The organism is Streptomyces sp. P9-A4 (genome assembly GCF_036634195.1).
In the GTDB taxonomy this organism is placed as follows: Bacteria; Actinomycetota; Actinomycetes; order Streptomycetales; family Streptomycetaceae; genus Streptomyces.
Genome location: NZ_JAZIFY010000001.1, coordinates 911170 through 936811 on the forward strand (window position 1 = coordinate 911170; position 25642 = coordinate 936811).

Here is a 25642-nt window from a genome sequence, read left to right on the forward strand (position 1 = left end):
CGGCCATAACAGCCACCGGCTTCGTTGCTGGTGCGAGCTGGCCCCGATCCTCAGGGTGAGCCAGCGGTCGAAGGACCCCCACCACAATGATCGCGCGGCGAGTGGCTGAACGCGCGGCGCCGAGCTGGGGCTCTACTCCGGTCGGGCATAGCAGACACGGTGAGCCCGACAGCCACGCCTGCGGCCGCCGAACGGGTGGCGTCGGCCGTTCGCATGTCGGAAAGGGCCGGGAGGCGGCATGGAGGCGTGCTGTGCTGCCTGCATGGCCCGACAGCCACAGGCGGGATTAGCCGGACGCGCGGGGCTGGTCTGACCGACAGCGAAGGAGGACTGATGTCTCGTTTCCAAGAGAGCCAGCGAACCGGAAGCACCATCCTGGCCCTGCTCTGCGCAGTGCTCCTATGTCAGGCAGCAATGACCGATTCCGCCGATGCGGCCGCCCACTCTTCGAGACCTCGCGTCGACTGGGACGCGATCGCCCAGTGCGAGTCCGGTGGTAACTGGCGTGCCAATACGGGCAATGGGCACTACGGCGGCTTGCAGTTCACCCCGTCGAGCTGGAGGGCCGCGGGTGGCCGTAGGTACGCTGTCCGAGCCGACCTGGCTACGAAATCGGAGCAGATCGCCACGGCCAAGAGGCTGGCTGCGTTGCAGGGTATGGGTGCTTGGAGGTGCCCGCCGGTAGGGAACCGGTAGGGAACCGGTAGGGAACCGGTAGGGAACCGGTAGACGGCCTCACCGGCCTCGTACCCGTGGGATGGAACGGGGGCGTGCATGTGGCACCGGGAGATCCGGCCGGGCACCGTCAGCGCGCCAGGTACGAGTTCTCGACTTCGGGCAGGTGAGGCTTCAGCGAACCTGCATGTCGCCATAGGCAGTGGATCTGTGAGGTGGATGGTTGGTGTTCGCCGCGCTGCGGTGGAGGCCCTTGTGATCATCAGGCCCGGTGAGAGCGGGGACCACCCACTGGGCGCAGGCGGGGTGGCGTTCGCGGTGTCCACCTCCGCCATCCCGAGCTATCCAGTCGGTCGGCTGGGCAGTGGTGCGTCCTCCATGCAGAGTTGGGACCTGACGGGTACTGCTATCCGGGCTGGCTTTGGTCTGTGAGTTTTCAGGTCCGGGGTGGAAGGAGAGGTCCCAGTGGGCCGAGGTCGAGGTTGAGGTCCTCCAGCGCGTAGCCGTGCTGGGCGCACAGCTCGGCCAGCCGGTCGTGGAGTGCCAGGAGCGTGGCTCCCAGCTCCTCCTCCTGTTCGTCTGTGAGGTCTCCTGCGTCCACGCGGCGCAATGCCTGGCGCTCGATGAGCTGACGCAGGAGTTCGACCAGGGTGAGGACAAGTTTGAGTAGGTCCTCTTCCACTGTGTCGCGGTCGGTGTATATACGGTGAGCTGCGCGCGGGGGTGTGTTGTTCGGCGTGGGAGGCGCCTGGATAAGCCGGAAGGCTTGCGACATCGAGTCACCGACGTCACGGAGGCCGGGACCGGGATGCGGTGACGGGGCGCTGTGCCGTTCGGGGTGTTCTTCACTCATGCTGGCCGCCCCCCTGGGCCGCCCGTGCCTGGGCGGTTCTCGGAGCTGACGGACACGATGAGCGCGCGCAGCGAGATCCGGACGAGATCGATGTCGGCGATTGACAGAACGATGTCGCCGGTGATGACCACGCCGCCGCTGAGCAACCGGTCGAGGAGGTCCACCAGCGCCACTTGGCGCCCGGGAAGCGGTTCTCCGTGCTCCGCGAGAGTCATGAGCCGTGCTCCTCGCCAGGGGCTGAGTGCTGGCGCTCGACCGTCGGCATGGCGAAGGAGTAGGGCGCCCAGGGCCCGGTCACTTCGACACGAATGCCATCGAAGACGCCGACGGCCGCTTCGATCGCGGCCCGGAACGGCTCCGCGTACGCGTCGGGGACGAGGTAGGCGTCGTTGAGCACGTTTTCGACGGGCCCGGTCAGGGTGCCGCTCTGGGCGGGGTGTCGCACGTGCTGCGAGGCGTATCGGGAGGCGACGGTTTCGATGATTCCGGCGGCCTCTTGCGCTTGGCTGTACACGGCTTCCTTGGCGTTGTGCTGAGCCTTACGGCGCTGGAGGTATGCCTTGCCCGGAGTAGTGGCAGCGCTGGCGTCGGGGACGGGTCCGGTGCCGGCCGGGGCTGCGGTGGGTGCGAGGTAGATTTTCACGCCGAATTCGGTGTGGGCGGTGAGCTGGGCGAGTCTTTCGGCGAATGCGTCGTGCTGCTCTGCAAGAGCTTGGCCGGCGCGGTCGTCGTCCTGGTAGACGGTGGCCATGCGTAGGGGAAGGACTGTGGCGTGGATGGAGAGGGCCTGTACGACGTCGTGGTGGGCGCGGGCGACATCCTCGAGCCACTCCAGGTCCTCGAAGTGGTTCTTCAGCGCGCTCTCGTTGAAGTCACGCCGTGGTACGTGGCTGGTGGCGAAGGCCAGGGGCGGCGCTGGGCCGCCCGTGCCGGGTGGTGCGGTGACGAACAGGACAGGGGATCCGTAGATCCCGTGGAGGCCCATCAGAGCTTCTCGGAGGCCTGTCGTGAGCGGGGCTGCAGCGTAGACGTAGGTGAGGGCGTCGTTGGGTGTGGTCATGGCCTACGCCCCCGTGCGGTCCCACCGCCCGTATCTCCCTCGGATTCCTCACTGGTGGTGTGGGGTGGGAACTCTTCACCACCGAGGCGATCACGGCGTAGGGCCTCCAGCTCGGCGCGCAGTCGCCGGTTCTCTTGCTCGAGTGGGCTGCCTGTGTGACGCGAGGAGAGCGAGGGGTCGTGCTCCCACCAGTCGATGCCCATCTCCTTCGCCTTGTCCACGGAGGCGATCAGGATCCGGAGTTTGATCGTCAACAGTTCGATGTCGAGAAGGTTGATGCGAATGTCCCCGGCGATGACGATGCCCTTGTCCAGGACTCTCTCCAGGATGTCGGCGAGGCTGGAGGTGCTCTGCCCGTATGGCATCGGGGCGGCTCGGGACGGGAAGGATCCGAGTCGGCTGGGTAGTGGCTCAGACACGATGACGGCCTCGCTTCCCCGTCAGGGAGATTGTCGGCGGAACTCTGCGATCTCCTCGAGCCGGTCGATCAGCTCGTCCTCCCGGCGGTCGAATGTGTCCTGGTCGATCTCGTCGTTCAGCAGTCGCCGCTCCAGGTCGGCGAGCTCGCGCCACACCGGGGCCGGGTCGTAGTACTCGTCTTCGGCCTTCTCCGCGACCTGCTGGGCGGCCCACACGACTGCACGCACCGGCGCGATGGGAAGGGTGAGCAGGCCTGTCAACAGTCCCATGGTGAGTGTCCTCCTTCCTTTCTCCGTTCGGAGGTCGCCGGGTCACTGAACGAAGCTGTACGGGGGCAGTGGGCCGGTGAGCCGGAAGTCCACGCCGCTCTCGATCTGTTGAGCGAGACTGGCCTCCGCCGTCAGGAAATCTTCTGTCCGGTCATGGGGCACCAGCAGCGACAGATTGAGGAAGTCGGGGCTGGAGGGCGGATGGGTGGTGTGCTCTCGGCCGTAGGGAATCAGCGCTTGTACGAGTCCGGCGGCCAGCGAATCCTGGCGTTCCTGTACTTCGCGGGCGATCAATTCCCCAAGGGTGAGGGGCAGCTGCGGGTCCTGCGCGCCGGCACGGATCTGCTCGTTGAGTTCCCTCGCCTCGGGGGAATCCTGAAGGATCTGACGCAGCAGCTCGTCCTCGTCCGCCTGGGTTGCCCTCACGTGATACTCGGCGCAACCGTCAAGTCGCGCAAGGGTGGCGATGTAGCTCTCCGTGTTCTCTTCGAGGGCCTGTTGGACGGTTTGATCGTCGGAGGCGAAGTAGCCGAACTGTAGCGGCAGGACCACGGCATCGGTCATGAGAGATTCCAGCACCTCCTGATGGACTTGGAGGTCCCTGCGCTTGGGCCGGATCTCTTCGGAGATGTCGCTGACCACCGCGCACAGGCGTCCGGCGGCGATGGTACGTACGGGTGAGGGCTGGGAGCCCACTCCGGTCAGACCGTCAAGGCGGTGGGGATGGTCCTTACCGGTGATCGCGTACACGTAGAGCGCCATCGGTTACTCCCTTTCCCGGCGGACGGGGCGCCGGGCGGGACGCCGCTTCTTGGGGGCAGGCTCTTCTTCTGGCTCTTCCTCGGGTTCTTCCTCCGGTTCCTCCTTGGCGGAGCGGCCGGTCAGCGATTCAGTCACGGCTTCGACAGCCCCGCCGATCGCACCCTTGGTCTTGCCGCTGGCCCCGCCTTCCATCATGGTTCCGACGACCTCGGGGAGCTGGGCGGGTGCCTTTCGGCCTGCTTCGAGATCGAGCCGGTTGCATGCCTCGGCAAACCGCAGGTAGGTGTCGACGCTGGCCACCACGATGCGGGCGTCGATCTTGATGAGTTCGATGCCCACCACGGAGATGCGGACGAAAATGTCGATGACCAGACCGCGGTCGAGGATGAGCTCCAACACGTCATAGAGGCTGCTGCCGCCTGGGCCGCCTCCGCCCCTGCTTACGCTGCTGCCGCTCTGCGGCACCATGGTCATGGCGCCTCCTTTCCCGGGCGGCCCGTCTTCAGGTCGGCCGGTCGATCATGCCTCGGCTGTACCGGCGGGTTCGTTCGTAGGACACCAGCTGCCCCTCGGGATCCAGGGCGACCTTGTAGCTGGCCATCACGCTGGTCGTGTCTGGGATGCGGTCCAGTTCCACCACTTCCACCTGTGCCTCCCAGCCGTCCTCGGTGGGCTTGAGCGACGAGACGGAGTCGGGGGGCCTCCCGAGGAGTTGGGCGAGTTGCCCAGCTGCGGAACGCATCGCCGAAGACGCGTTGAGAGCCCCTGACGGCCGCCTGGCGGAAGCGCGGCGTGACGACGGCCGCTTCTGTTCCTCGGCGTCCTCAGCCGGGCGGGGGCGGGCTCTCCTCGGACGGGTCGGTTCTGCTGCGGCCATGTGGTCACTCCACTGGGGGAACACCGCTCGCTGAAACTACAATGTCATCATATAGCGACACATCTCCCGTGTGGGGGTGGGCGGTGTAGAGACCCCCGAGCGGAGCCGCTTCTTCGGCTGCCGGCGCAGAACACCGCCGCACGGTCCGCAGGCCCGGACGGTATTCCTGGGCGGCGACGTACAGCCCGCAAACGCCCTGATGAAGGGATACAGCTCATGCAGGACACGACCAAATACGCGCTCGCGGCCGCTGTGGCCGGGGGCTACGTACTCGGACGCACCAAGAAGGGCCGCCTCGCGCTCACAGTGGCCACGTACCTTGCCGGCCGCCGCTTCGGCCTTGAGCCGCGTCAGCTCATGATGGAGGGCCTCGGCAAGCTCAAGGAGACACCCCAGTTCGCTGAAATCAGCGAACAGTTGCGGGGCGAGGCCCTGGACGCGGGCAAGAAGGCTCTGGGAGCCGCGGCGAATCGCAAGCTCGGCGACATCGCCGACTCGCTCCACCACCGCACCCTCGAACTGACGAGCGCGGGCAAGAGGGAAGACGAAGAGGAGCCCTCCGAGTACGAGGACGAGTACGAAACCGAGGGCGAGTACGAGGACGAGGACGAGGACGAACAGGGCTACGCGGAGCCGGAGGCCGAGGAGGAGGAAGAAGAGCCGGAGGAGGAAGAGGAAGAAGCGGAGGAGGCGTACGAGCCGGAGGAAGAGGGGGAAGAAGAGGAAGAAGAAGAGCCTCAGGAAAAGCCCCGGCCCCGAAGGACGCGGAGGCCGAGCGCCTCGAAATCCGCAGCGCCTGCCAAGAAGACGGCGGCCAAGAAGACCGCGGCGAAGAAGGGCTCAGCGGAGAAGCCTTCAGCCCGCTCCGCAGCCGCCAAGAAGGCCCAGCCGACCAAGAAGGCCGCGCCTGCCAAGACCGCCGGCAAGAAGGCGGCCAAGACGGCGCCGGCGAAGAAGACCGCAGCTCGCACGTCGGCACGTAAGACGGCGCCGGCGAAGAAATCCGCAGCGCGCACGTCGGCACGCAAGACGGCGCCGGCAAAGAAGACCACAGCGCGCACACCCGCACGCAAGACGGCGGCCAGGAAAACGGCGGCGAAGAAGACGTCAGGCCGCAAGCCGTCCACGCGGAGGTAGGTCATGGCACAGTCAGAACGCGCCAGCGCGAAAGAACCGAAGTCGGGACTGGACCAGCTGCTCGAAGAGCTGACGTCATTCCTGGGCGCCCAAGCCGAGCAACTTGCGGACAAGGCGTCGGACAAGTTGGGGGACGTGACCGATCAGCTCACGGACGTGGCGCAAGGCAACGGGAAGCTCTCCGACGTCGCCGGTGTTGGGGGGCGGATGCTGCAGGGCGACTCGCCCATGAAGGCGATGATGGGCCAGGGCCTCAGTGGCCTCAAGGACAAGGTGACCGGCGCCGCCTCCCAAATCTTCGGCAAGGGCAAGAAGGGCCGTAAGAGCGGCGGGAAGGTCATCAACATCGTCGAGTTCATTGATGTCGGCCTGCCGCTGCGCACCGTGTATGACCACTGGTCGCAGTACGAGGACTTCAGTGGCTTCGCCAAGGGCGTTCGCGACGTCTCGCGCAACGATGACACCACCAGCGACTGGAAAGTCAAGGTCGGGCCTTCGACGCGCGGCTGGAAGGCCACCGTTCAGGAGCAGGTACCCGACGAGCGGATCGTCTGGACTTCCGAAGGCGCCAAGGGAACCACCCGTGGCTGCGTCAGCTTCCACGAGCTCGCTCCGTCGCTGACCCGCATCGTCGTGGTGGTGGAGTACTACCCCTCCGGATTCTTTGAGAAGACCGGCAACCTGTGGCGCGCTCAAGGCCGCCGCCTGCGCCTGGACCTCAAGCATTTCCTGCGGCATGTCTCACTCACCACCGACGAGCCGGAGGGCTGGCGTGGCGAGATCCGAGACGGCGAGGTGGTCGTCACCCACGAAGAGGCGCTGGAGGAAGAAGGGGAGTACGAAGACGACGAAGACCAGGACGCGGGCGAGGCGGAAGGGGAGTACGAAGACGACGAGGAGGGCGGCGAGTTCGAGGAAGGCGAAGAGCCCGAGGAGGAAGAGCCTGAGGAAGACGAAGAGGAACCCGACGGTAGTTACGCCAAGGGCGAGGAGGAGTACGCCGAGGAGGATGTTCCTGAAGAGGACGACGAGGGCGAAGCCGACGAATCAAGCCGTCCGCGCCGTCGACGGTAGCGGGGGCCGGGGGGCGGGGCCCGAGGGGTACGGGCCTTGCCCCTTGATCCTGGACACACGAGACACTGGATCCTGAGGGTCTGAGAACGGACATCTCGTGGTCATGAAGAACGGCGGGAAGTTCTTGTATTTGGCCACCGTCATCGACCTCGCCTCACGCCGCCTGGCCGGATGGGCGATCGCGGACCACATGCGCACCGGCCTCGTCACCGACGCCCTGTCCGCCGCCGAACGCACCCGCGGCAGCCTCGCCGGAGTGGTCCTGCACACCGACCACGGGGCCCAGTACACCAGCCGGGTCTTCGCAAACGCCTGCCGCCAGGCCGGCGTCCGCCAGTCCATGAGCGCGATCGGCAGCTCGGCGGACAACGGCTCGCCGAGTCCTTCAACGCAACGTTCAAACGCGAGACTCTTCAGGGCCGAAAGCACTGGTCCAGCGAACGCGAGGCCCGTCTCGACGCGTTCCGCTGGCTCAACCGCTACAACACCCGACGTCGTCATTCCCACCTCGGACAACTCAGTCCCATCGCCTACGAGACAGCCCTCGACACAACATCAACTACCCTGGCCCAAGCCGCATAGCCCGTGTCCAGGATTCCGGGTCAAGTCCCGAACGCGTCCTTGCCCTTTTCCTTTACATGACGGCCCTTGCCGCGGGCTTCCAGCGCGGCGCCTTTAGCCGCAGTGGTTTCGTTGCCTAGGGCATGCGCTGCCTTCCTGACTGCCTTCCCGATCACTTGCTCGGCCTTGGCCTTGACCTTCTCGCTGGCGCTCATGTCCGCCCCTTTCTACAGACGCCCCTACCCGGGGCGGGGAAGAACAGGCATACGGCACAGATTTCGGTTGCCTGCAGCTCGATTGACCAGGTCGTTGCCTGCGATGGCGCACCTGCAGGAGGCCGCCTCGGACGAGTGAGTGCGATCGCACATAGATCAACGGGTCTGCGGGATGGCAGACAGCGCCAGCCGATGATCGAGGCGACGCTGTACAGGGACTGCTGTCACGGGTGCCGCCTGATAGGTGGGCCGAAGGCGGGGACCCGCACCCGTCGCACCGAGCCGATGAGCGTCGCCGCGGAGATCCAGTGGTCCCTGCTGCCTCCCCTGGCCATGGTGATGCCCCGCGTCGCGGTCGCGGGGGTCCTGGAGCCCGCCTACAACGCCTTCATGGACCGGGCCGTTGCCGACCAGGATGTGGCGATCGTCGTCGTCGACCCGATCCAGGGTTACGGACAGGACTCCCGCCGGATCGCCGCCGTGCAGCAGCGGCAGGTGGCCCCTTACACCGTTGGGCAGGACGACCTCGACAGGGCTTGAGTCGAGGAAGCACCGGCCCGCTACGGAGCTGTCGACGGGCTGCGGATCGCCGGCCGCCAGGCCCTCGCCGGGCAAGGGGACCAGCTGCTGCTGTCCGTAGTCCTGGAGCAGGATCTGCGGGTCTCGGGCCCCCAGCCGGGCCACCGCGTCGGCGACGTGCGGTGCGACCAGATGGGGCGGCAGCTCGTGTGCGCGGTCCAGGAACACACCCAGGAGCTCCTCCCCGAAACTCTCGGAGCGGTCCGGGTCCCCACGCTGTCCGGCTGCCATCCAGTTACCTCCAACCGGGCGGCGGGCCGGCGATGTGGCCCTCTTACGATGCCGGCGCACCTGTTGGCCCGACTGTGCGGCAAACCTTCTCCCACCCGGTGCTCGCACGCGGCTTCCCGGTGCTGTCGCCGTCCTTCGCCGAGACGGTCCTGGCGGCGGGCTGTACCGCTACGCGCCTTCAGAAATGCTCCTCGGCGGCCGGGTGCGCCACGCGGGTTTCCGCGCGTGCCGACGGGCGCGCCGAGGGCGGCCGGCTCCCGGCCGGAGCTCAGCCGCGTTCTTCCTCGTCGGCCTCCATCCGCCTGATGCCCTGGTGGGTCAGGGAGACCATCGCAGGTGTGTTGCCCGGTTCCCAGTCGACGGTGAGTCGACGCGCTCTCCGCGCAGTACGGCACGCTGTTCGTCAGCCGCCGGCAACGCGGGCCCGGAGAGCATCTCCGCCCCGGGTGCGGCCGCCGCGGCGCTGACCGTGGCCGCCACGGACAAGCAGGACCGGCTCGCGTCCTTCTCCAGCACCAACCCGCTGGCCTGGTCCGGTGGCATGAAGCCGGACATCGCGGCGCCGGGCGTGGACATCACCGCCGCCAGGTCACAGGCGATGACCGATAGCGGGGAGGGTCTCTACCGCACCATCAGCGGCACGTCGATGGCCACCCCGCTCGTCGCGGGCGTGGCGGCGATCCTGGCCCAGCGGCACCCGGACTGGACCGGCGCGCAGCTCAAGGAACACCTGACGAGCACCGCGAAGGGCCTGGAAGGCGGGTACTCGCCGTACGAGGTCGGCACCGGCCGCCTCGACGTGGCCGCCGCCGTGCGGACCACGGTCCGGGCGACCGGGTCACTCTTCTTCGGCAACTACACCTGGCCGCACGAGCCGAGCGACGTCGCTGTCACGAAGGACCTGACCTTCACCAACGCCGGTTCCTCCGACGTCACCCTGAACCTGGCGCTGACCGATGACGACGTGCCGTTCACTCTGAGAGCGGCCGAGGTGACCGTCCCCGCGCGCGGCACCGCCACCGTCCCCGTCACCGGTGACCCGCGGACCGCCTCGGTAGGCCGTCACGCCGGCTACGTGACAGCCACCGACGCGGCCACTGGCCGGCAGGTGACCCGCACCTCCGTGGCACTGCTCAAGGAGAAGGAGCGCTACGACCTGAACATCAAGCTGGTCGGCAAGGACGGCAAGCCCGCCAGCGGCTGGGTCGGCGTCAACCTCGCCGGCGACCCCTGGCCGTGGAACGTCTACGTCGAAGGCTCGACCACGATGCGCATGGCACCCGGCCTGTACACCGTCGCTGGGTACATCGACGTGGCGGGGGAGAAGGCGGATCGCTCCGGTCTGGCCGTGCTCGTCGACCCGGAGGCGGTGCTCAAGGACGGCTCCGCGGAGGTCGTGCTGGACGCGAGCAAGGCACGCCTGCTCCAGACCGAGGCGCCGCAGCGCACGGAGGACCGCCAGCGCAAGGTCGACTTCAAGGTCCACTACAAGGGCCAAGCCGAGCAAGCGTGACCTCGCCCGGATCGACGCCCGCTACTACGCGGCGGCGGGCGGGCGGCTCGCGGAGGGCTACCGGTCCGACTTCACCCTCAGCCCGTCGTTCAACATGCCCGAGCTGGAGTGGCACCCGGGCACCCGCACGGAGTGGGTGACCCCGGGCCAGGTCTGGCGGGAGTTCCACACGTAGGGCGTCGACCGACCGCTGCCGTGGTCGATGGTGTCGGGCGACAACACGTACGCCAAGGGCAGCACCACCCGCCTGGACTGGTTCGCTCCGGCGACCCGGCTCGCACAGAGCGAGTCCTTCGGCGTGTACAACTCCCGCTGGCAGAACTACATGACCTGGAACGTGCAGGCGTGGGCCTCCGCCAGCGACACCCTGCGTCTTGGCGGCTACCTGCCGTGGGGTGAGACACCGTCCCACCTTCAGGTCTTCCAGGGCGACACGCTGATCCACGACAACCCGGTCAGTGGCGACATGCAGTGGGTGGAGGTACCGGCAGGCAACCGGCCCTACCGCGCCGTCCTCGACGTGGAACGGCCCGGTGACGTCTTCCGGCTGTCGACCCGCACCCACACCGAGTGGACTTTCATGTCCGACACCGTCGACTCGGACTTCTTCGAGCCGTTCTCGGTTCTGAACCTGGACTACGAGCTGGAGACGGACCTGCACGGCGACGTCAGGGCCGACACGACCCGGAAGATAGCGGTCAAGCCCGTGTCCATGGACCTCGGGACCGTGCCGGGCACCGTCACCAAGGTGACGCTGGACGTCTCGTACGACGACGGCACCGGCTGGCAGAAGGTACTCCTGGCCAAGCGGGCCGACGGCTCCTGGACGGGTTCGTTGAGAACACCCAAGAAGCCCGGCGGCTTCGTCTCGCTCCGCGCGAGCGCCGGGACGGACAGCGGCTTCTTCCACGAGGTCTTCCACGCCCTGACCGTCGCAGCCTTCACCGCGCACTACATCGCCATCTTCCTCGCCGCCTACTGAGAGGCCGTGTCTCAACCGGACATGATCGCTTGAGCACGGCTTCTGACCACGAGGATGTTCCGGCCGCCTCACCATGAGCACTGAAGCCAAGTTGACGACGGAGGGTGGAGGTAGGGCAACAGCGACCGACGGGCGGGAACGTACCCTGGCTCGGTCACCTTCCTCGGCGGCTGGGGAAGTCCTCTCACAGGAATCGGCTACGGAACCGTGGGGGCCTCAGGTGGGATCTGAGGGCCTCTCACGGACTTCGAGCGCGTGCTGGTAGTTGGCATGTGGTCCGTGACGCGGCCCGTCCCTCCATGTCGCAGCGGTGAAGACGGCGGAGAACTCTCCCAGGCGGGCGGATTCCGCCAGGACCTCCGAGACCCGCTGCCTCCACACCGCTTCGGTCGCAAGCCGACCGGTGATGACAGCGCCACCGGTGACCACCGTCAGGGACATCTGATTGCTCTGCCCGGACTCCACCAGCGTGGCGACGTCAACGAGCAGCTCGTCAAGCTTCGACTTGAAAGCCGATCCTATTCACGGGCCGTCCCGTCCCGTCAACCGGTCGTGCCACCGGGCGAGAAGGGCCGTCACCGCTTTCCCGTCAGAAATACGCCGCGTGAGCATCGAGGCATCCCACGGGACTGCCAGAGACCGCTCCGCGACCCTTCGCGTCACTGTTCGAGGTCGATTACCTGTCTACCGGACACACGGAAATCTGTGTCGGCCGGAGTAGACATTGGGTGGTGGCGTGGTTATGGTTTCTCTCGTAGCCCAGAGAGACAGCAGGGCCTGGCAGAGACGAACTGCCGGCAAGCAGTGCAGGTAGTTGCAGTGAGCAGGACGGTGCGGCGGTGGAGTTTCGAAGCCAGGTTGTTGCAGGACGGCGACGGGACTGACGGCCGGACCGGGTGGCCCGCAGTGATCAGGGGCCGCCGCGAGCGGGACCGCGGTCATGGCAGGTGCGGTACCCGTGAGTGCAGTGCGCAGCACCCAGCAGTGGAGTGTGAGCAGTAACCCCGGTGAAGGCGTCGGCTGCGGACGCGCGCACCGGGAAGTTCGGCAGTGGGGTTCTAAGCCAGAGAAGACGCAGGACGGGCAACGGGGCTGGCTGCCGAAGGGTGGCGCTGTCACAGGCCTCTGAGTGGTTCGCATCACCAGCAGTACCCGCAGTGAATCAGTACCCGCAGTACGCAGCACCCCGTAGTAAGTAGTTGATCACCGAGGAAGAACGGAGGAACCCGCGCCATCAGGATCGCCCGGGCGGAAGTCGTGAGCCCGGGTACCGCAGGACATCGATAACGAGGTGGTCTCCGGTCAAGCAACCGCGATCCCCGCACCCCCGACAGCAGCCAGGTCGGGTACGCGGACACAGAACGCCGGCGCAGTATCAGGGCCGGCAGGTGGTGTAGAAGTTCCTTCGGGGCCCTGGTGCCAGTACGGCACCAGGGCCCCTCCACGCGTTCCACGAGAGAGGTGCAATGACAGCAGACGACTCGTACGGCCGTCTCGACGACGACGACTACCCCGCCTACACGATGGGCCGGGCCGCCGAAATGCTCGGCACCACACAAGGATTCCTCCGCGCCATCGGCGAAGCCCGCCTCATCACCCCGCTGCGCTCCGAGGGCGGCCACCGCCGCTACTCCCGCTACCAGCTGCGCATCGCCGCACGCGCCCGGGAACTCGTCGACCAGGGCACCCCCATCGAGGCCGCCTGCCGCATCATCATTCTCGAGGACCAGCTCGAAGAAGCGCAGCGCATCAACGCCGAGTACCGCCGCGCCGCCGGATCATCCGGGCCGGCGCCCGCGGACTGAGACGGTGCGAGCCCGTCGGACGCCGGCGGGTCCCGCGCATACATACAGGCGTTTCCTCTGGTGACGGGGTGTACTGACGTGTAACCTCCCGGTTAGCTGTCGTGGTTCGGAAGTTCCCCTTGCCCATGCCTTCGGCGTGGGTTTTTTGCTGTGCTGTGCCGCAGGGACCAGGGCGATCACCTCCGTCTTCCGTATGGTGCGGGAGGCGTTCATCGACTGGAAGGCATGAGATATGGCTACGGGAACTGTGAAGTGGTTCAACGCGGAGAAGGGCTTCGGCTTCATCGCCCAGGACGGTGGAGGCCCGGACGTCTTCGCCCACTACTCGGCGATCAACTCCTCGGGCTTCCGTGAGCTCCAGGAGGGCCAGACCGTGACGTTCGACGTCACCCAGGGCCAGAAGGGCCCCCAGGCCGAGAACATCAACCCGGCCTGACCTTCCCCACCCCGCCCGCGGAACCGCGGGCACCGCGACTGGAGTGTACGGCTGCTTCGCGCGGCCACGACCCGAGCAGCGGGCACCGGGCTTTGCGCGGGCGGCGGTGGGATCTGCGGCATGTGGTGATCGGGGCCGCGCGGCCACAGCTGCGCGGCCCCGATCTGCGTCAAGCGCGGCGCTAGGCAGTGTCTTCAAATGATCGCTGCTGGTGGATCATGGTGTCGTGATACGTCGCCATGAACTGTCCGATGCCGAGTGGGAGTTCGTCCGGTCGTTGCTGCCCGAGTCGTTGCGGGGGCGGAAGCGGCTGGACGATCGCAGGGTGTTGAACGGGATCGTGTGGAAGTTCCGGACCGGGACGGCCTGGCGGGACGTGCCCGAGTGTTATGGGCCGTGGGCCACGCTTCACACGCGTTTCCGCAGGTGGGCGGCGGACGGGACGTTCGACCGGATGCTGCGGGCCGCGCAGGCGAAGGGGGACGCGGCGGGCGACATCGAGTGGCTGGTGTCGGTGGACTCCACGGTCGTCCGCGCCCATCAGCACGCGGCCGGGGCACGAAAAAGGGGCTCCGCGACCCGGCCCTCGGCCGGTCCAGAGGCGGCCTGACCAGCAAGATCCACCTGGCCTGCGACGGGCGGGGCCGTCCGCTCGCCTTCGTCGTCACGGGCGGCAACACCAACGACTGCACCCGGTTCACCACGGTCATGGAAGCGATCCGGGTGCCCCGGATCGGACCGGGACGGCCCCGGACCCGGCCCGATCACGTCCTGGGCGACAAGGGCTACAGCTCGAAAGCGATCCGCACCTGGCTCCGCCGCCGGGGCATCCCGCACACGATTCCCGAGCGGGCCGACCAGGCCCGCATCCGGGCCCGGCGAGGCAGCCGCGGAGGCCGCCCGCCAGGCTTCGACCGCGAGGCATACAAGCACCGCAACGTCGTGGAACGGTGCTTCAACCGCCTGAAGCAGTGGCGGGGCATCGCCACCCGCTACGCTCGTACGAGGTCCGGTGTGCCCGCAGGATGTACCGGATGCGGCTGGCTCAGCGCGTGGTGCCACAGCCGCTGTATACGGCGCCTCGCCGACGCCTGTCTCGGGGGCCGGCCGGTGTACATCAAGTTGTCCGTACGCCGTCGGTACTGCGAAAACCCGACGTGCCTGAAGGCGACCTTCGCCGAACAGATAGCGGGGCTGACCACGCGCTACCAACGGCGGACGCCTCAGTTGCAGAGTCTGGTGGAGGATGTCGGTGTGGTGCTGGCGGGCCGTGGCGGTGCCCGGATGCTGCGGATTCTGAACATCCGGCTCTCGCGGTGCACCGTCCTGTCCCAACTGATGCGGGTGCCGCTTCCGCCGCTGGAGACGCCGCGGGTGCTGGGGGGGGTGGATGACTTCGCGCTTTACGGCGACTCCAACGGCACCCTCTTGGTCGACGCCAGCACCCGCCTCCCGCTCACCCTCTGGGAAGGACGCGACGCCGAACAGCTCAGCCGGTGGCTTCGCGAGCACCCCGGTGTCGAGGTCGCCTGCCGCGACGGCTCCCTCACCTACCGGCAGGGCATCGCGGGCGGAGCCCCCGATGCGGTGCAGGTCAGCGACCGCTTCCACCTATGGCAGGGTCTCTCCCGCCGTGTCCAGGACATCGCCTCTGCCCACCGTGGCTGTCTGCCGACAGCGCTGCCCCCGGCCGGTGAGAGCGATCCCGCACCGGCCGAGAAACCTACCGAGAGCACTGCGGTCGACACCCGGGCCGGGCGCCATGCCCGCAGGCTGTTCGGGGCCGTCCAGGCCCTGGCGCGGACCGGCCGGAGCCACAGCTCCGTGGTCCGGGAACTCGGCCTGGACCGCCGCACGGTCGGCAAATACGCCCGGGCTCGCACCTGGCAGGAGGTGATGCGCAGACCACCGCGCAAGCCCTCCACCCTGGATCCCTACCTCGACTACCTGCAACAACGCTGGGACGAGGGACAACACAGCGCGAAAATCCTGCACGAGGAACTCCAGACCAAGGGCTACCTCTGCCACTACCAGCGCGTGAAGCTGGCCATCGCACCCCTCCGGCGGGGCCTGCCCCTCGACGGGCCACGCGAGCGGCCGCCCTCACCTCGCGAAGCCGCCCGCTGGATCACCACCCCACCCGCACCGACGCAGCCTCCCCATCAACGACCGTCTGCCCCGGCTCCTCGACCACTGCCCTGAACTCAGACACACCCACGACCTGGTCCGCCGGTTCGCCGCCATGCTCGACAACCGCGACGCGACACCCCTCCCGGGCTGGCTGAACGACCTCGCACACAGCGGCCTGCCCCCTCTCGTCGGCCTCGGCGAGGCATCGAGCCCCTCGGTCACTCCCACCGCGAGAACGCCGCGCCCTGGATCCACATCACCCTCGCGCCCGGTCCGATCGTCCTGATGTCCGACCCGCGGGTCGCTGCCACGATGATCCCGTCCATCACCTGAACCCCCCACCCCTCCGCGGAAGGTGAGGGGCAGCGCCTCGCCGGCGGAGGTGCTGCCCATCACCCGCGTCCGCCTACTGGCTCAACCGCAACGGCAGAGCCGCCGCGTCCTTCCACACCGCCAGCTGCGCCGGGTCCACCGGCCTCATCTCGCCCTGGAACAGCTGCGCGTGACCATCCCTCGACGCGTCCGTCCAGGCGTTGGTCGCGAACACGTACGTGCTGCCCTCCTTCAACCGCACAGCGGTCCCCTCGTCCAGGCCGTAGGTCACCCGGACCGCCCCCCTGACACTCCCCCGCAGCACCGAGCCGACCTCGACCCGGTAGACGTCCTGCGTCCACCCCTCGATGTCCCGCTGCTCCTCGAAGGCCGTCACCCGCCCCGTGAACACGTTCTCGCTGTGCTGCGCGGTGCTCACCGGACTCGTCGCGTCATAGCCCCGCAGCACATGGCCCTCCAGCGGCTCCGACCACTCCTGGTAGCCGAACCAGCCGCCCAGCGCCAACACCCCGGCGGCCACCACGCCCGCCACCACGGCCGTCGTCTTCTTGATCATGATCATCCCCACAGAGCGTGATACGCCTTGATGTCTTTCGCGGTCGGCCCGTTCAGCTTCTGCTCCGCGATCTGGCCGTAGTCGGCCCACAGCAGAGACCGGCCCTCGTCGTACGACTTGTGACAGAACCCCAGCGCGTGCCCCAACTCGTGCGCGGCGACCCGCCTGCGGTGCTCGTCCGTACCCCGCCGCTTCCCGTCGTCCAGGTAGGCGCGGTTCATCAGAAGATGGTCCGTGCCGTGCTGCGGGGACCACTTGCCGTACACGTCACGCCACTGCCCGGAAACGCTGCTGACGTCCCGGAACTCCAGATCCGCGTACGTCGTAGCCCCGTCGGCCAGGATCTTCACCTGCTTGAGCGTGCCCGCCCCCCATACCCTGACCGCGTACTTACGCGCGTCATCGAACTTCGACTCGTCGTCCCACGCGATCTCCGTGCCGTCCACGGAGGACCGGCCACGGGAGTCGACCAGCCCGTCCACGCACGCATACGGCCGGGCAGCGCCCGGGGCCGCGTGCGCCGGGGCCGGAACAGCCAGCAGCGCGGCGGCTGCCGAAGCAGCCGCGAAGCCTGAAGTGTTCGTCCTCATGTCACCGGACGATAGCGTTCCGTTACCACCGGGGGGAGCGGCAATCACCCCGCCAGGTGCTCCACACCACAATGCCGGCCAACGAGCTCCCCCTCACCTCCCCCGCGCGCCGGTTCACGCCCCCGCGCGGCTCTCTCCCGGTTCCCAAGGGTGCTCACTGCGCGTTGAGGGTGGCCGCCCAGCCGCTGCGCTCGAAGTGGCAGGTGCCGTCCGGGTCGATGCGCGTACGACTGCTCCCGAGGTGGGCAGGTCGCCGTCGATGACGAGCCAGGTTCCGGAGCCCGAAGCGAGGAGCTCTCGACGCGCGTGTCTTCCCACAGCGGCCGGCCACACAGTGTCCACTGCAGGGAGCAGTCCTTGCAGCCAGCCGATGAGCCGCAGGAAGAACCCCACTCTGGTGGAGGAGTGCCATGTCGTCCGTGGACCGCACGCTTTTCGATCTGGAAGCGTACGAGGCCAGGGCCCGTCTCGGGCCATGCTTCGTCTGCGCTTTCCTGAAGGGAGAACCCGACTACGAGCACGAGCTTGTCTATGAGGACGCTGACCATGTGGCGTTCCTGGACCGATGGCCCACGCTGCCGGGCAAGGTTCTCGTTGCGCCCAAGGCTCATGTGGAGGATGTCGTCAGCGGGTTCTCCGAGGACGGCTACCTGGGGATGATGCGGGCCGTGCGCCGTGTGACGCTCGCGGTCGAGGAGGTGCTGGCTCCGGAGCGGGTGTATCTGTTGTCATTGGGGTCCCGGCAGGGCAATCCGCACGTGCATTGGCATGTCGCTGCCCTTCCGCCTGGGGTCCCGTACGAGCAGCAGCAGTTCCACGCGCTCATGGCGGAGCACGGGGTCGCCGATGTGGCCCCGGCCGAGACCGCGAGGATCGCGGCGGAGCTGCGGCGGCGCCTGGCCTGACGGTCCTGGCGGGCGCCGGTTCAGGGGTGTTGCCGGCGGGTGGTGAGGGCGCTCTGGGCTGCGAATGCGGCGGTGAGGTTGCGGGCGGAGTCGGTGTCGGGCCTTGACCCCGGATTTTGAACACGTCTATGCGGCTTGGGTCAGGGTAGTTGTTGCTGGCTGGAGGGCGTTCTCGTAGGCGATCGGGGATCGTTGGCCGAGGCGGGAGTGCCGGCGGCGGGTGTTGTAGCGGGTCAGCCAGCGGAAGGCGTCGAGCCTGGCCTCACGCTCGCTCGACCAGGCTTTGCGGCCTTTGAGTGTCTCTCTCTTGAGAGCGGCGTCAAAGCTTTCCGCGGCGGCGTTATCGGCGCTGGAGCCGACCGCGCCCATGCTCTGGCGGACCCCTGCTGACCTGCAGATTTCCGCGAATGCCCTGCTCGTGTATTGAGACCCGTGGTCGGTGTGCATGATCGCTCCGGTCAAGTCTCCGCGGGTCCGCTCGGCGGCCGTCAGGGCGTCGATGACGAGCTCGGTGCGCATGTGGTCGGCGATCGCCCACCCGGCCAGCCGGCGTGAGGCGAGGTCGATGACGGTCGCAAGGTAGAGCGGCTTCGCGCCGCTGACCGGCAGATATGTGATGTCGCCGACGTACTTCGTGTTCACGGCGGTGGCGGTGAAGTCACGGCCGAGCGGGTCCGGTGCCTTCGCCGCGGCCTGGTCCGCGAGCGTGGTGCGGTGCCGGCGGCGTAGACGGACTCCCTCGAGCCCGATGGTCCGCATGATCCTCGCGACCCGCTTGTGGTTGACCACCGGGCCGCCCTCGTCGCGGAGCTCGGCGGTGATCCTGGGGACTCCGTAGGTGCCGTCAGATTTCTGATGGACCTCGCGTATCCGGGCCGCGAGCCCGGCCTCGACGGCCTGCCGGGCCGCCCTTGCCGCCGCGGTGCGGCGCCAGTAGGAGAAGCTCGAGCGGGCCAGGCCGAGGATGTCGCAGAGCCGCTTCACGCCGTGTCGGCGCTGGTGATCTTCAACGAACTGGTAGCGGTTCACCAGCGCGTCTCCGTCGCGAAATACCGGGCCGCCTTACGGAGGATGTCCCGCTCTTCCTCAAGCTCACGGATCCTCTTGCGGGCCGCGGCCAGCTCCGCCTGCACGGCGTCGCCGCCGGCCCGCGAGGCGGCCAGCGGCTCGGAGTGGGCGCCAGATCGGAGGCCGTCGGCGGCCCGGATCCAGTTGCGCAGCGTCTCGGTGTTCACCCCGAGATCGGCGGCGACCGACTTGATCGTCGCTCCCGGCCTGGACCGGTACAACGCGACCGCGTCCGCCTTGAACTCGGCGGGGTAATGCTTCATCCCCACGGGGACTCCGTTCTCCTGGACCATCAAGATCCAAGTGTCTCCGGTGTCCAAAACCCGGGGTCAAGGTCCGTTGTTCTGGTCTGTAGCCCTTTGCGCTGAGGCGGGCATCACATCTGCCGGGCGGATCTTGATTTCGTGGGGAGTCGCTGATCAAATCCAGCGTTCCGTTGAAGAGGGAGAGACTGTGGGATATCTAATCGCGGCGATCGCCACCGGGATACTGTGGGTCGTTATCCACCGGGCCAGCAGGGATGGTGCCACCTGGGGAGCCGTGGCCGACTGGGCACGCTCCCAGCGGTAAGGCGGCCGGCTGAGGTTCCCCCGAGATGCGGAGTCTTCGCTACTCGTTGGCTGCGTCCGGGTCGCGGAGGGGCCGGAGACCGCCGGGCAGTCAGACGCTGGACCAGCGTCGATGCCACCGACCGTGTTCAGGACGAGGGCCAGGACGCCGCGCTCGCGCTGGCGTGCAGCCTGCACGCAATGGAAATCGTTTGGACCTGGGTGGACTGGTAGCGAGTTCAGGAGGCCTTGCGCCCATCCCGGCGGTACACCGCCAACTCCTCGACAGCTGCTGGCTGCTCGACAACGCCGCAGCGATCCCGGCACAGCGCAAGGCCCACTGCGAGTACGCGAACCGCGTCAGCAACCTCGGCCAGTAACCAAGACCACCCCGTGGCCCCTTTTGGGCTTACCTCGGCGATACCCCTGCCTCACGCGTCATCACGTAGGTGTTCCCGATGTCGGGATCGCCATAGAAGAAGAACAGCTTCAACTCGTCGTGCTGATCGCGGTCCGCATAGAAGGACCACGCGTATGTCGATGGGGGCTCAAGAGTCAAGGTGTCAGTGGCCGGCGCGGGAGAACGGCTCTCCACCCGGGTCCGGGCTGTCAGTGCGATTCGGACGACCTGTCCGCCGTCGTCGTCAGCCAGTTGCCAGGTTCCTGTACCGGAGAGGCGCCAGCCGTCCTCAAAGTCGAAGCCCTGCCCGTCGAGCTCTTCGAAAAGAGCCGTACCGTCGTCGCGAAGCACCATGCGGGTCCCCTCGACGTTTTCCCAGCCCCCAGCGACTTCGGCCGCCACGGCGTCGTGGATCCCTGTTCCCTCATAGTACTGATAGGGGCCGGCGCACGCCGTCAGAGCAGCCAAAACCACCATCAAGCCACTGAGCCTTTTCCAACCTGGCGGTAGTGGGCACGAGTTGGACGCTCCTGCACAACGACGAAGCTCTTGGTAGACGGTGTCACGACCAAGATCCACCGTGCTGCCAGGAGCCTCGCGTGCTTACTGACTTCGGCTTGTCAGGGTGACGTTGGGGTGTCGAGGGTCAGGCCGGTGCCGGCTATGAAGCCGTCGAGGGTCTCGGGCCGGTACTGCAGGCGTTTGAGCCGGTTGCGGACGAGGGCCTCGAGTCGGTCGAGGGCGACCACGGCGAGGTTGGCCAGGCTGCGCTTGACGTGTGCCCAGACCCACTCCACGGGGTTGAGGTCCGGCGAGTAGGCGGGCAGCAGGAACACCGTCAGCCAGGCACGTTCGGCGATCAAGTCGCGCATGGCGTGGGAGACGTGGGTGTTCAGACGGTCCCAGACCAGCACGATCGGCGCCTTGACCAGCTGGTGGACGCCGTCGATCAGCGCGATGAAGTCGCGCTCGCCCATGCTGCGGCGCTTGCCTCTGCCCGCGGGATGGGATCGCAGACGGTGGCACAGCCGGGTACGGGAGCCGGGCCGCATGGCGATCAGCCCGGCCACCGACAGACGTCCCGAGCGCCGGCCGCTGACCGTCACGACAGGGGTGCGGCCCCGTCGGCCCCAGGTGCGTCCTTTGGGCGGCCGGCGGGTGAAGCCTGCCTCGTCCTCGAAGCAGATGTAGCCCCCGCAGGCCGCCCGCGCTCTTTTACCTCCGCCCAGGTCGCCTCCTTCCACGCAGTGACGGCCTGCTCGTCGCGCTCAGCGACCTTCCGCGCGGGGACCTGCGGGCTGAAGCCGAGCCGGTGCATCAGCCTCGTGGCGCCCGAGACGCTGTAGGAGAAGTGGAACTTCCGGCTGATCAGCGTGGCCACCCGCGCCGCGGTCCACACCTGGTCCTCCACCCAACCGTGTTCTGCTGGCCCTGTTCCAGGTACACGGCCAGTTTCTCCAGGCAGCGCGGGGACAGACGGCATCGAGATCCGCTCGGGCCGCGGGAGGCCAGTGCCCCGGCCCCACCCTCCCGCCACAATTGGTGCCACTGGTAGGCCGACTTCGGGCTCACCCGCAGTCGTCGCGCGACCTCCGGTGCCTTGACTCCCCGCTCGAACAGCTCGGCCGCCTGGATCCGTACCACTTCCCGACGCTCACGGCCCGCGGCGGTCAGCCCGCCCCCATTCGCATATCTCACACACCACCGGGTACAGCCACCGCTCCAGACCCATCAGGGCCTTCGCGAAGGTTCACCCTGACGAGCCGAAGTCAGGTAGTCAATCGTGATGGTTCGGGAACGGCGGCGGAGCGGTGTGGCCGGCGGGGAGGTTCCCGGTGAACATGAACTCCTCCAGGGCCGTCACGAGCGCGGTCCGGCTCCTGGTGGTCCAGGTGCCGAGAGGGGTGGGCTCGCGGGTGCTCCGTCCCTTCCGTCCGAATCCGGCGAGTCGGAGGAAGTCGACGCCGTAGGCCCCCTTGGGATCGCCCTCCGGCTCCCAGCGCGCGTCGAAGCAGAGCCCGTCGTGCACCCGGTGGCCGCTCACCAGCGCGGAGCCGTAGAACCACTCGATGGTCTCCGGTGAAGGGTCCACGGCGTAGAGGCTGTTGATGTCGATCCGCCAGCCGGGTGCCACGCGCAGGGGCTGCAGCCCTCGCCAGACCTCGCTCATGCCGTCCGCCGTCCGTTCGTCCGTCCGGCGGCGCGTTCGCGGGCGTCCGCCGTGATCGTCCCGTCCACGGGGACCACCCTCGCATGGTAGGCCGACTTCGGGCTCACCCGCAGTCGTCGCGCGATCTCCGGTGCCTTGACCTACCGCTCGAACAACTCGGCCGCCTGCCGCCGTACGGCCTCCCGACGCTGCCGCCCCTCAGCGGTCAGCCCACCCCCATCCGCATATCTCACACAACACGAGATACAGCCCGCACCCCAGGCCCATCAGGCACATCGACAAAGATCACCCTGACGAGCCGAAGTCAGTATCTACCCGTCGTCGATCGACCTGTCCAGTCGCACCCTGCGATATCTGGCCGGACATCTCACCTCCCGGCGGCAGGAGACCGGCACGCGGTGGCGACGACTGACACCAGGGCGCCAAGCCCTGCTCGCCCTCGCCCACCTGCGGTGTGGTGACACCTACGCCCAACTCGCCGCCGGATTCGGTATCAAGATCGCGACCGCCTTCCGCTACATACGCGAGGCCGTCGACGTACTGGCCGCCCTCGCCCCGTCCCTGGCCGAGGCGATGAAGACGATCCAGATGAAGGCGTTCGTGATTCTGGACGGCACCCTGCTGCCGATCGACCGGATCGCCGCCGACACCCCGTACCACTCCGGGAAACACAAACGCCAGGGCATGAACGTCCAGGTCCTCACCGACCCGTTCGGACGCCTGCTCTGGGCCTCGCCGGCTCTGCCCGGCTCGACTCACGACCTGACCGCCGCACGCCACCATGGGATCACCGAAGCCCTCGCCGAGGCGGACCTCAAATGCTGGGCGGACAAGGCGTACCAGGGAGCCGGCGGGCCTGTCCGGGTGCCCTTTCGCGGCCGTCGCCTCAAGCGATGGAAGCGTCGTCACAACACCACCCACGCCAAGATCCGCTGCCTCGGCGAACGCACCATGGCCACCCTCAAGGGGTGGCGCCTCCTCCGGAAGCTCCACTGCAGCACGAACCGGATCACGGACGTGGTGAAGGCGGTCGTCGTCCTTCACCACGCCTCAACGTGAGGTTGGAAAAGGCTCACTGACTCAGATCACTAGTTCAACCACCGATGGCGGCATCGGTCACCGGGGCGTCCTCGGCCGGGCCAGGCGCCGAGGCCTTCCCAGTTCGACAGCTCCTGCTCGGTGGGGCGCGGGGCGCAGGGGGGCCGGCCGCCCGGCTCTGCCGGGCCGACCTCGGTGAGGACTTCTCCGGCCCGGCCCGTACACGCACTCTGAGTTTGCGGCCCCCGGGGCGGTCTGTGTCCGGAGGTTCCGGTGCCGTTCCCGGGGCGGGGTGCTGTCGCAGGGGCTCAGAGTGCGTGGGTCACCGGGGTGGCGGCGAGTCGCTCTTGGTGCGGGCTCGGGAGCCGGGTGGAGCCTCTGGTCAGCAGGACACCACGGCCGAGACGGTCGCGGTCGACGGGGGCCAGCCCCACTGGTTCACGGAGAAGTTGCCGGTGACCGTCGAGCCGCACGGCGCGGTGGTGACGACGCTGCCGACCGAGGTCGTGCCCGCCTGCACGAGCACGGTCGGGTTGATGGGCGCGATCGGGGCGCCGCCGACGACCGTGCCGGAGACCGTGAAGCCGACCTGCTGGGGCTGCCACCCGGAGTTGGTCGTGGCTGCGACCCCGTAGAAGCGGACCTGGTTGCCGGTCACCTCGACACAGGCCCTGGTGAGGAGGATCCCGGGCGCACCGGGGGTGCCGCAGGTGACGACGGCGCCGACCGGCCCGGTCGGCGCGGCGACGGCTTCCTGGCCGGTGGCCAGGGTAGCCAGGGTCGCAGCGGCGACCGCAACAGTGGCAAGACTCTTCATGGGGTCCGTCCCTCTTCCGTTGCCCTCATCTGAGAGCAATGTGAAATGTCACATACCTTGCGGGTAGATCATGGCAGTGCACCGAGGTGGGCGCGCCGGATTCCGAGGGGAAAGGTGTTCTTCTACTGGTTCCGGCCACCGAACGGCCTGAATGCCGTGTCAGTGGCCACGCAAGAAGCTGCCGCACTCGCACCGATGTCGGCGGCGAAGGACGTAGCCGAACTCAGACGCGTTCCGGTGACGTGGCCGCCGGCCCGAGCGGTCGGCCTCCCGCGAGATCGGGAGGGTCTGGCCGCGCCGGCGAGTGGTGTGCATCGTGAAGTGGCAGGTCACGGGCCTGGTGCGATTCCGTGCCGGGGTGCTCGTGCCGGTCGCGCACGGCAGTCTGCCGGGCAGATCGTCGGGCAGGGAGTCTTCGCGGGTTCTGGCGCTCACCAGCACGCGGCGGGGGCCCGAAAGGAGGCTCCGCGACCCGGCCCCCGGTCCGTCCCGAGGCGGTCTGACCAGCAAGATCCCCCTCGCCTGTGAGGGCCGGGGCCGCCCGCTCGCCTTCGTCGTGACGGGTGGCAACACCAACGACTGCACCCGGTTCACCGCCATGATGGAAGCGATCCGGGTGCCCCGGATCAGACCGGGACGACCCCGCATCAGGCCCGATCACGTCCTGGGAGGCAAGGGCTACAGCCAAAGAGCCTTCCGCACCTGGCTCCGCCGCCGTGTCATCCCGCACACGATTCCCGAGCGGGCCGACCAGGTCCGCAACCGGGCCCGACGAGGCAGCCGAGGAGGCCGCCCACCGGCCGCGAGGTCTACAAGCAGCGGCAACGTCGTGGGACGGTGCTTCAACCGGCTGAAGCAGTGGCGCGGTATTGCGACCCCGTACGACAAGACCGCCGAGTCCTTCGAAGCAGCCGTCACCCCCGGATACGACTTCCCTGATGACCTGGCCGACCTCCAGGTCCGCCTGCACCGCGCCCGCGCCGAGCACGAGGCACTGGCCCGGACCTTGCCGTGGTCGGTTGAACCGAGCCCGGCCGGGAAACCAAGATCCACGGGACGACCGGCGCGGTCGTCGAGCCGGGCCGCGAAGCGTCCCCCGGCTGCACCCCCGATCAGCTCGCGGAGGACACCCGTCTGCGCACCCTGATCCTCGACCTCTCCGAGCAGGTCCTCACTCACCCGCACTGGGCGACGATCGAACGCGGCCCCGCCCTCGTCGACGCCCGGACCGCGCTGAAGGCCACGGCCACGGCTACCGTCGCCGCCGCGGCCTAAACCGGGACGGCCTTGCCTGACAAACATCTTGGACGGGTTCGCGTAGCCAGAGGATGAGTGCGGCAAGGTGGGCGTCAGCCTTGTAGCGGGCGGCGATCGGGCGGAACTGCTTGAGACGGTTAAAGCGGCGTTCGACCGCGTTGCGGGCCTTGTAGAGCCCGCTGTCGAAGGCCGATGGTCGGTCTGCCTCCGGCCTGTCCGCGCCGAAGACCGTTGGCCTTCTGCTCCGTTCGCTCCGGGCTCACTGCCCGGATGCCCCGCCTGCGCGGGACCTGGCGGATGGCCTGGGACGAGTACACCTTGCCTGCGATGACCGCGTCAGGCCTGACGCGGGGGCCGCCCGACGCCAGCCAGGGGCGCCAC

Annotated in this window: 26 protein-coding genes and 9 pseudogenes; 15 read left to right on the forward strand and 20 right to left on the reverse strand. The window is 68.0% G+C overall.

Annotation, left to right across the window (positions count from 1 at the left end; genetic code table 11):
- Window positions 1–414: 414 nt before the first annotated feature.
- Window positions 415–696, forward strand: coding sequence for a transglycosylase family protein (locus V4Y03_RS03955; protein WP_332437102.1), 282 nt, complete (start codon window positions 415–417; stop codon window positions 694–696).
- Window positions 697–1111: 415 nt separating this feature from the next.
- Here the strand turns inward: V4Y03_RS03955 and V4Y03_RS03960 are convergent, their stop codons facing one another.
- The 8 genes from V4Y03_RS03960 to V4Y03_RS03995 form a co-directional block, all read right to left on the reverse strand.
- A complete protein-coding gene (locus tag V4Y03_RS03960; protein ID WP_443079729.1) occupies window positions 1112–1528 on the reverse strand; it encodes a gas vesicle protein K in 417 nt (138 codons plus the stop codon).
- On the reverse strand, window positions 1525–1743 hold the full coding sequence (locus V4Y03_RS03965; protein ID WP_332434017.1) for a gas vesicle protein: 219 nt from the start codon (window positions 1741–1743) through the stop codon (window positions 1525–1527). Before V4Y03_RS03965 ends, V4Y03_RS03960 begins: the two co-directional genes overlap by 4 nt.
- A complete protein-coding gene (locus V4Y03_RS03970; protein ID WP_332434018.1) occupies window positions 1740–2588 on the reverse strand; it encodes a GvpL/GvpF family gas vesicle protein in 849 nt (282 codons plus the stop codon). Before V4Y03_RS03970 ends, V4Y03_RS03965 begins: the two co-directional genes overlap by 4 nt.
- Window positions 2585–2953 (reverse strand): gas vesicle protein, encoded by a 369-nt coding sequence (locus tag V4Y03_RS03975; protein ID WP_332434019.1) that lies wholly within the window; start codon window positions 2951–2953, stop codon window positions 2585–2587. The genes V4Y03_RS03970 and V4Y03_RS03975 overlap by 4 nt, the downstream gene beginning before the upstream one ends.
- A gap of 75 nt (window positions 2954–3028) precedes the next feature.
- Complete coding sequence (locus tag V4Y03_RS03980; RefSeq protein ID WP_266976519.1) at window positions 3029–3277, reverse strand: gas vesicle protein GvpG; 249 nt, start codon at window positions 3275–3277, stop codon at window positions 3029–3031.
- Between the two features lie 42 nt (window positions 3278–3319).
- Window positions 3320–4039 (reverse strand): GvpL/GvpF family gas vesicle protein, encoded by a 720-nt coding sequence (locus tag V4Y03_RS03985; protein WP_332434020.1) that lies wholly within the window; start codon window positions 4037–4039, stop codon window positions 3320–3322.
- A gap of 3 nt (window positions 4040–4042) precedes the next feature.
- A complete protein-coding gene (gene gvpJ, locus V4Y03_RS03990) occupies window positions 4043–4513 on the reverse strand; it encodes a gas vesicle protein GvpJ (RefSeq protein ID WP_332434021.1) in 471 nt (156 codons plus the stop codon).
- Between the two features lie 28 nt (window positions 4514–4541).
- A complete protein-coding gene (locus tag V4Y03_RS03995; protein ID WP_332434022.1) occupies window positions 4542–4916 on the reverse strand; it encodes a gas vesicle protein GvpO in 375 nt (124 codons plus the stop codon).
- Window positions 4917–5132: 216 nt separating this feature from the next.
- Here V4Y03_RS03995 and V4Y03_RS04000 point away from each other — a divergent pair, with 216 nt between their 5' ends.
- The 3 genes and pseudogenes from V4Y03_RS04000 to V4Y03_RS04010 form a co-directional block, all read left to right on the forward strand.
- On the forward strand, window positions 5133–6053 hold the full coding sequence (locus tag V4Y03_RS04000) for a histone protein (protein WP_332434023.1): 921 nt from the start codon (window positions 5133–5135) through the stop codon (window positions 6051–6053).
- A gap of 3 nt (window positions 6054–6056) precedes the next feature.
- Window positions 6057–7127: an SRPBCC family protein gene (locus tag V4Y03_RS04005; RefSeq protein ID WP_332434024.1), complete on the forward strand. Its 1071-nt coding sequence runs from the start codon at window positions 6057–6059 to the stop codon at window positions 7125–7127.
- A gap of 115 nt (window positions 7128–7242) precedes the next feature.
- Window positions 7243–7709, forward strand: a pseudogene (locus V4Y03_RS04010) (transposase); the annotation flags it as partial.
- A gap of 20 nt (window positions 7710–7729) precedes the next feature.
- On the opposite strand, the gene V4Y03_RS04015 reads toward V4Y03_RS04010, so the two are convergent.
- On the reverse strand, window positions 7730–7903 hold the full coding sequence (locus tag V4Y03_RS04015) for a hypothetical protein (protein ID WP_332434025.1): 174 nt from the start codon (window positions 7901–7903) through the stop codon (window positions 7730–7732).
- 264 nt (window positions 7904–8167) lie between these two features.
- Here V4Y03_RS04015 and V4Y03_RS33845 point away from each other — a divergent pair.
- Window positions 8168–8288: pseudogene (locus tag V4Y03_RS33845) on the forward strand (serine/threonine-protein phosphatase); the annotation flags it as partial.
- 26 nt (window positions 8289–8314) lie between these two features.
- Here V4Y03_RS33845 and V4Y03_RS04020 read toward each other — a convergent pair.
- Window positions 8315–8713: pseudogene (locus V4Y03_RS04020) on the reverse strand (serine/threonine-protein phosphatase); the annotation flags it as partial.
- A gap of 463 nt (window positions 8714–9176) precedes the next feature.
- Between V4Y03_RS04020 and V4Y03_RS04025 the strand changes: the two are divergent.
- Both V4Y03_RS04025 and V4Y03_RS04030 read left to right on the forward strand, forming a co-directional pair.
- Window positions 9177–10226 (forward strand): S8 family peptidase, encoded by a 1050-nt coding sequence (locus tag V4Y03_RS04025; RefSeq protein ID WP_332437104.1) that lies wholly within the window; start codon window positions 9177–9179, stop codon window positions 10224–10226.
- A gap of 202 nt (window positions 10227–10428) precedes the next feature.
- Entirely contained in the window at window positions 10429–11208 is a 780-nt protein-coding gene (locus V4Y03_RS04030) for a hypothetical protein (RefSeq protein ID WP_332434026.1), read from the forward strand.
- A 246-nt stretch (window positions 11209–11454) separates the two neighbouring features.
- Here the strand turns inward: V4Y03_RS04030 and V4Y03_RS04035 are convergent.
- Window positions 11455–11730: pseudogene (locus V4Y03_RS04035) on the reverse strand (hypothetical protein); the annotation flags it as partial.
- A 944-nt stretch (window positions 11731–12674) separates the two neighbouring features.
- Here V4Y03_RS04035 and V4Y03_RS04040 point away from each other — a divergent pair.
- The 4 genes and pseudogenes from V4Y03_RS04040 (at window position 12675) to V4Y03_RS04055 (ending at window position 15651) form a co-directional block, all read left to right on the forward strand.
- Entirely contained in the window at window positions 12675–13013 is a 339-nt protein-coding gene (locus V4Y03_RS04040; RefSeq protein ID WP_332434027.1) for a MerR family transcriptional regulator, read from the forward strand.
- Window positions 13014–13245: 232 nt separating this feature from the next.
- A complete protein-coding gene (locus V4Y03_RS04045) occupies window positions 13246–13449 on the forward strand; it encodes a cold-shock protein (protein WP_030224583.1) in 204 nt (67 codons plus the stop codon).
- A 226-nt stretch (window positions 13450–13675) separates the two neighbouring features.
- A pseudogene (locus V4Y03_RS04050) lies at window positions 13676–14397 on the forward strand (IS5 family transposase); the annotation flags it as partial.
- Between the two features lie 162 nt (window positions 14398–14559).
- Entirely contained in the window at window positions 14560–15651 is a 1092-nt protein-coding gene (locus V4Y03_RS04055) for a transposase (RefSeq protein WP_332437105.1), read from the forward strand.
- A gap of 334 nt (window positions 15652–15985) precedes the next feature.
- Here the strand turns inward: V4Y03_RS04055 and V4Y03_RS04060 are convergent, their stop codons facing one another.
- Both V4Y03_RS04060 and V4Y03_RS04065 read right to left on the reverse strand, forming a co-directional pair.
- Window positions 15986–16468 (reverse strand): hypothetical protein, encoded by a 483-nt coding sequence (locus V4Y03_RS04060; RefSeq protein WP_332434028.1) that lies wholly within the window; start codon window positions 16466–16468, stop codon window positions 15986–15988.
- A gap of 2 nt (window positions 16469–16470) precedes the next feature.
- Window positions 16471–17058, reverse strand: a complete 588-nt coding sequence (locus tag V4Y03_RS04065; RefSeq protein ID WP_317875729.1) for a matrixin family metalloprotease — start codon at window positions 17056–17058, stop codon at window positions 16471–16473.
- A gap of 410 nt (window positions 17059–17468) precedes the next feature.
- On the opposite strand from V4Y03_RS04065, the gene V4Y03_RS04070 reads away from it, so the two are divergent.
- The gene (locus V4Y03_RS04070) at window positions 17469–17963 is read left to right on the forward strand and encodes an HIT family protein (RefSeq protein ID WP_332434029.1); all 495 of its coding nucleotides are present in this window, start codon (window positions 17469–17471) and stop codon (window positions 17961–17963) included.
- Window positions 17964–18089: 126 nt separating this feature from the next.
- Here V4Y03_RS04070 and V4Y03_RS04075 read toward each other — a convergent pair.
- A protein-coding gene (locus V4Y03_RS04075) for an IS3 family transposase (RefSeq protein WP_332437106.1) occupies window positions 18090–19300 on the reverse strand; the annotation gives its coding sequence in 2 pieces (ribosomal slippage) (window positions 18090–19009 and window positions 19009–19300; 1212 coding nt in all).
- 491 nt (window positions 19301–19791) lie between these two features.
- On the opposite strand from V4Y03_RS04075, the gene V4Y03_RS04080 reads away from it, so the two are divergent.
- On the forward strand, window positions 19792–19959 hold the full coding sequence (locus V4Y03_RS04080) for a hypothetical protein (protein ID WP_332434030.1): 168 nt from the start codon (window positions 19792–19794) through the stop codon (window positions 19957–19959).
- A gap of 29 nt (window positions 19960–19988) precedes the next feature.
- On the opposite strand, the gene V4Y03_RS04085 is transcribed toward V4Y03_RS04080, so the two are convergent.
- From V4Y03_RS04085 to V4Y03_RS33855, 4 genes and pseudogenes are all read right to left on the reverse strand, one after another.
- Window positions 19989–20456: a hypothetical protein gene (locus V4Y03_RS04085; protein ID WP_332434031.1), complete on the reverse strand. Its 468-nt coding sequence runs from the start codon at window positions 20454–20456 to the stop codon at window positions 19989–19991.
- A 143-nt stretch (window positions 20457–20599) separates the two neighbouring features.
- A pseudogene (locus V4Y03_RS33850) lies at window positions 20600–21677 on the reverse strand (IS630 family transposase).
- A gap of 79 nt (window positions 21678–21756) precedes the next feature.
- On the reverse strand, window positions 21757–22149 hold the full coding sequence (locus V4Y03_RS04100) for a hypothetical protein (RefSeq protein ID WP_317872977.1): 393 nt from the start codon (window positions 22147–22149) through the stop codon (window positions 21757–21759).
- A 143-nt stretch (window positions 22150–22292) separates the two neighbouring features.
- A pseudogene (locus V4Y03_RS33855) lies at window positions 22293–22382 on the reverse strand (helix-turn-helix domain-containing protein); the annotation flags it as partial.
- Between the two features lie 76 nt (window positions 22383–22458).
- Between V4Y03_RS33855 and V4Y03_RS04105 the strand changes: the two are divergent.
- A complete protein-coding gene (locus V4Y03_RS04105) occupies window positions 22459–23208 on the forward strand; it encodes a transposase family protein (protein WP_332437108.1) in 750 nt (249 codons plus the stop codon).
- 361 nt (window positions 23209–23569) lie between these two features.
- On the opposite strand, the gene V4Y03_RS04110 is transcribed toward V4Y03_RS04105, so the two are convergent.
- On the reverse strand, window positions 23570–24004 hold the full coding sequence (locus V4Y03_RS04110; RefSeq protein WP_317875728.1) for a hypothetical protein: 435 nt from the start codon (window positions 24002–24004) through the stop codon (window positions 23570–23572).
- A gap of 429 nt (window positions 24005–24433) precedes the next feature.
- On the opposite strand from V4Y03_RS04110, the pseudogene V4Y03_RS04115 reads away from it, so the two are divergent.
- Window positions 24434–24920 (forward strand): annotated as a pseudogene (locus tag V4Y03_RS04115) (IS5 family transposase); the annotation flags it as partial.
- A gap of 336 nt (window positions 24921–25256) precedes the next feature.
- On the opposite strand, the pseudogene V4Y03_RS33860 reads toward V4Y03_RS04115, so the two are convergent.
- Window positions 25257–25623: pseudogene (locus V4Y03_RS33860) on the reverse strand (IS5/IS1182 family transposase); the annotation flags it as partial.
- Between the last annotated feature and the right edge of the window lie 19 nt (window positions 25624–25642).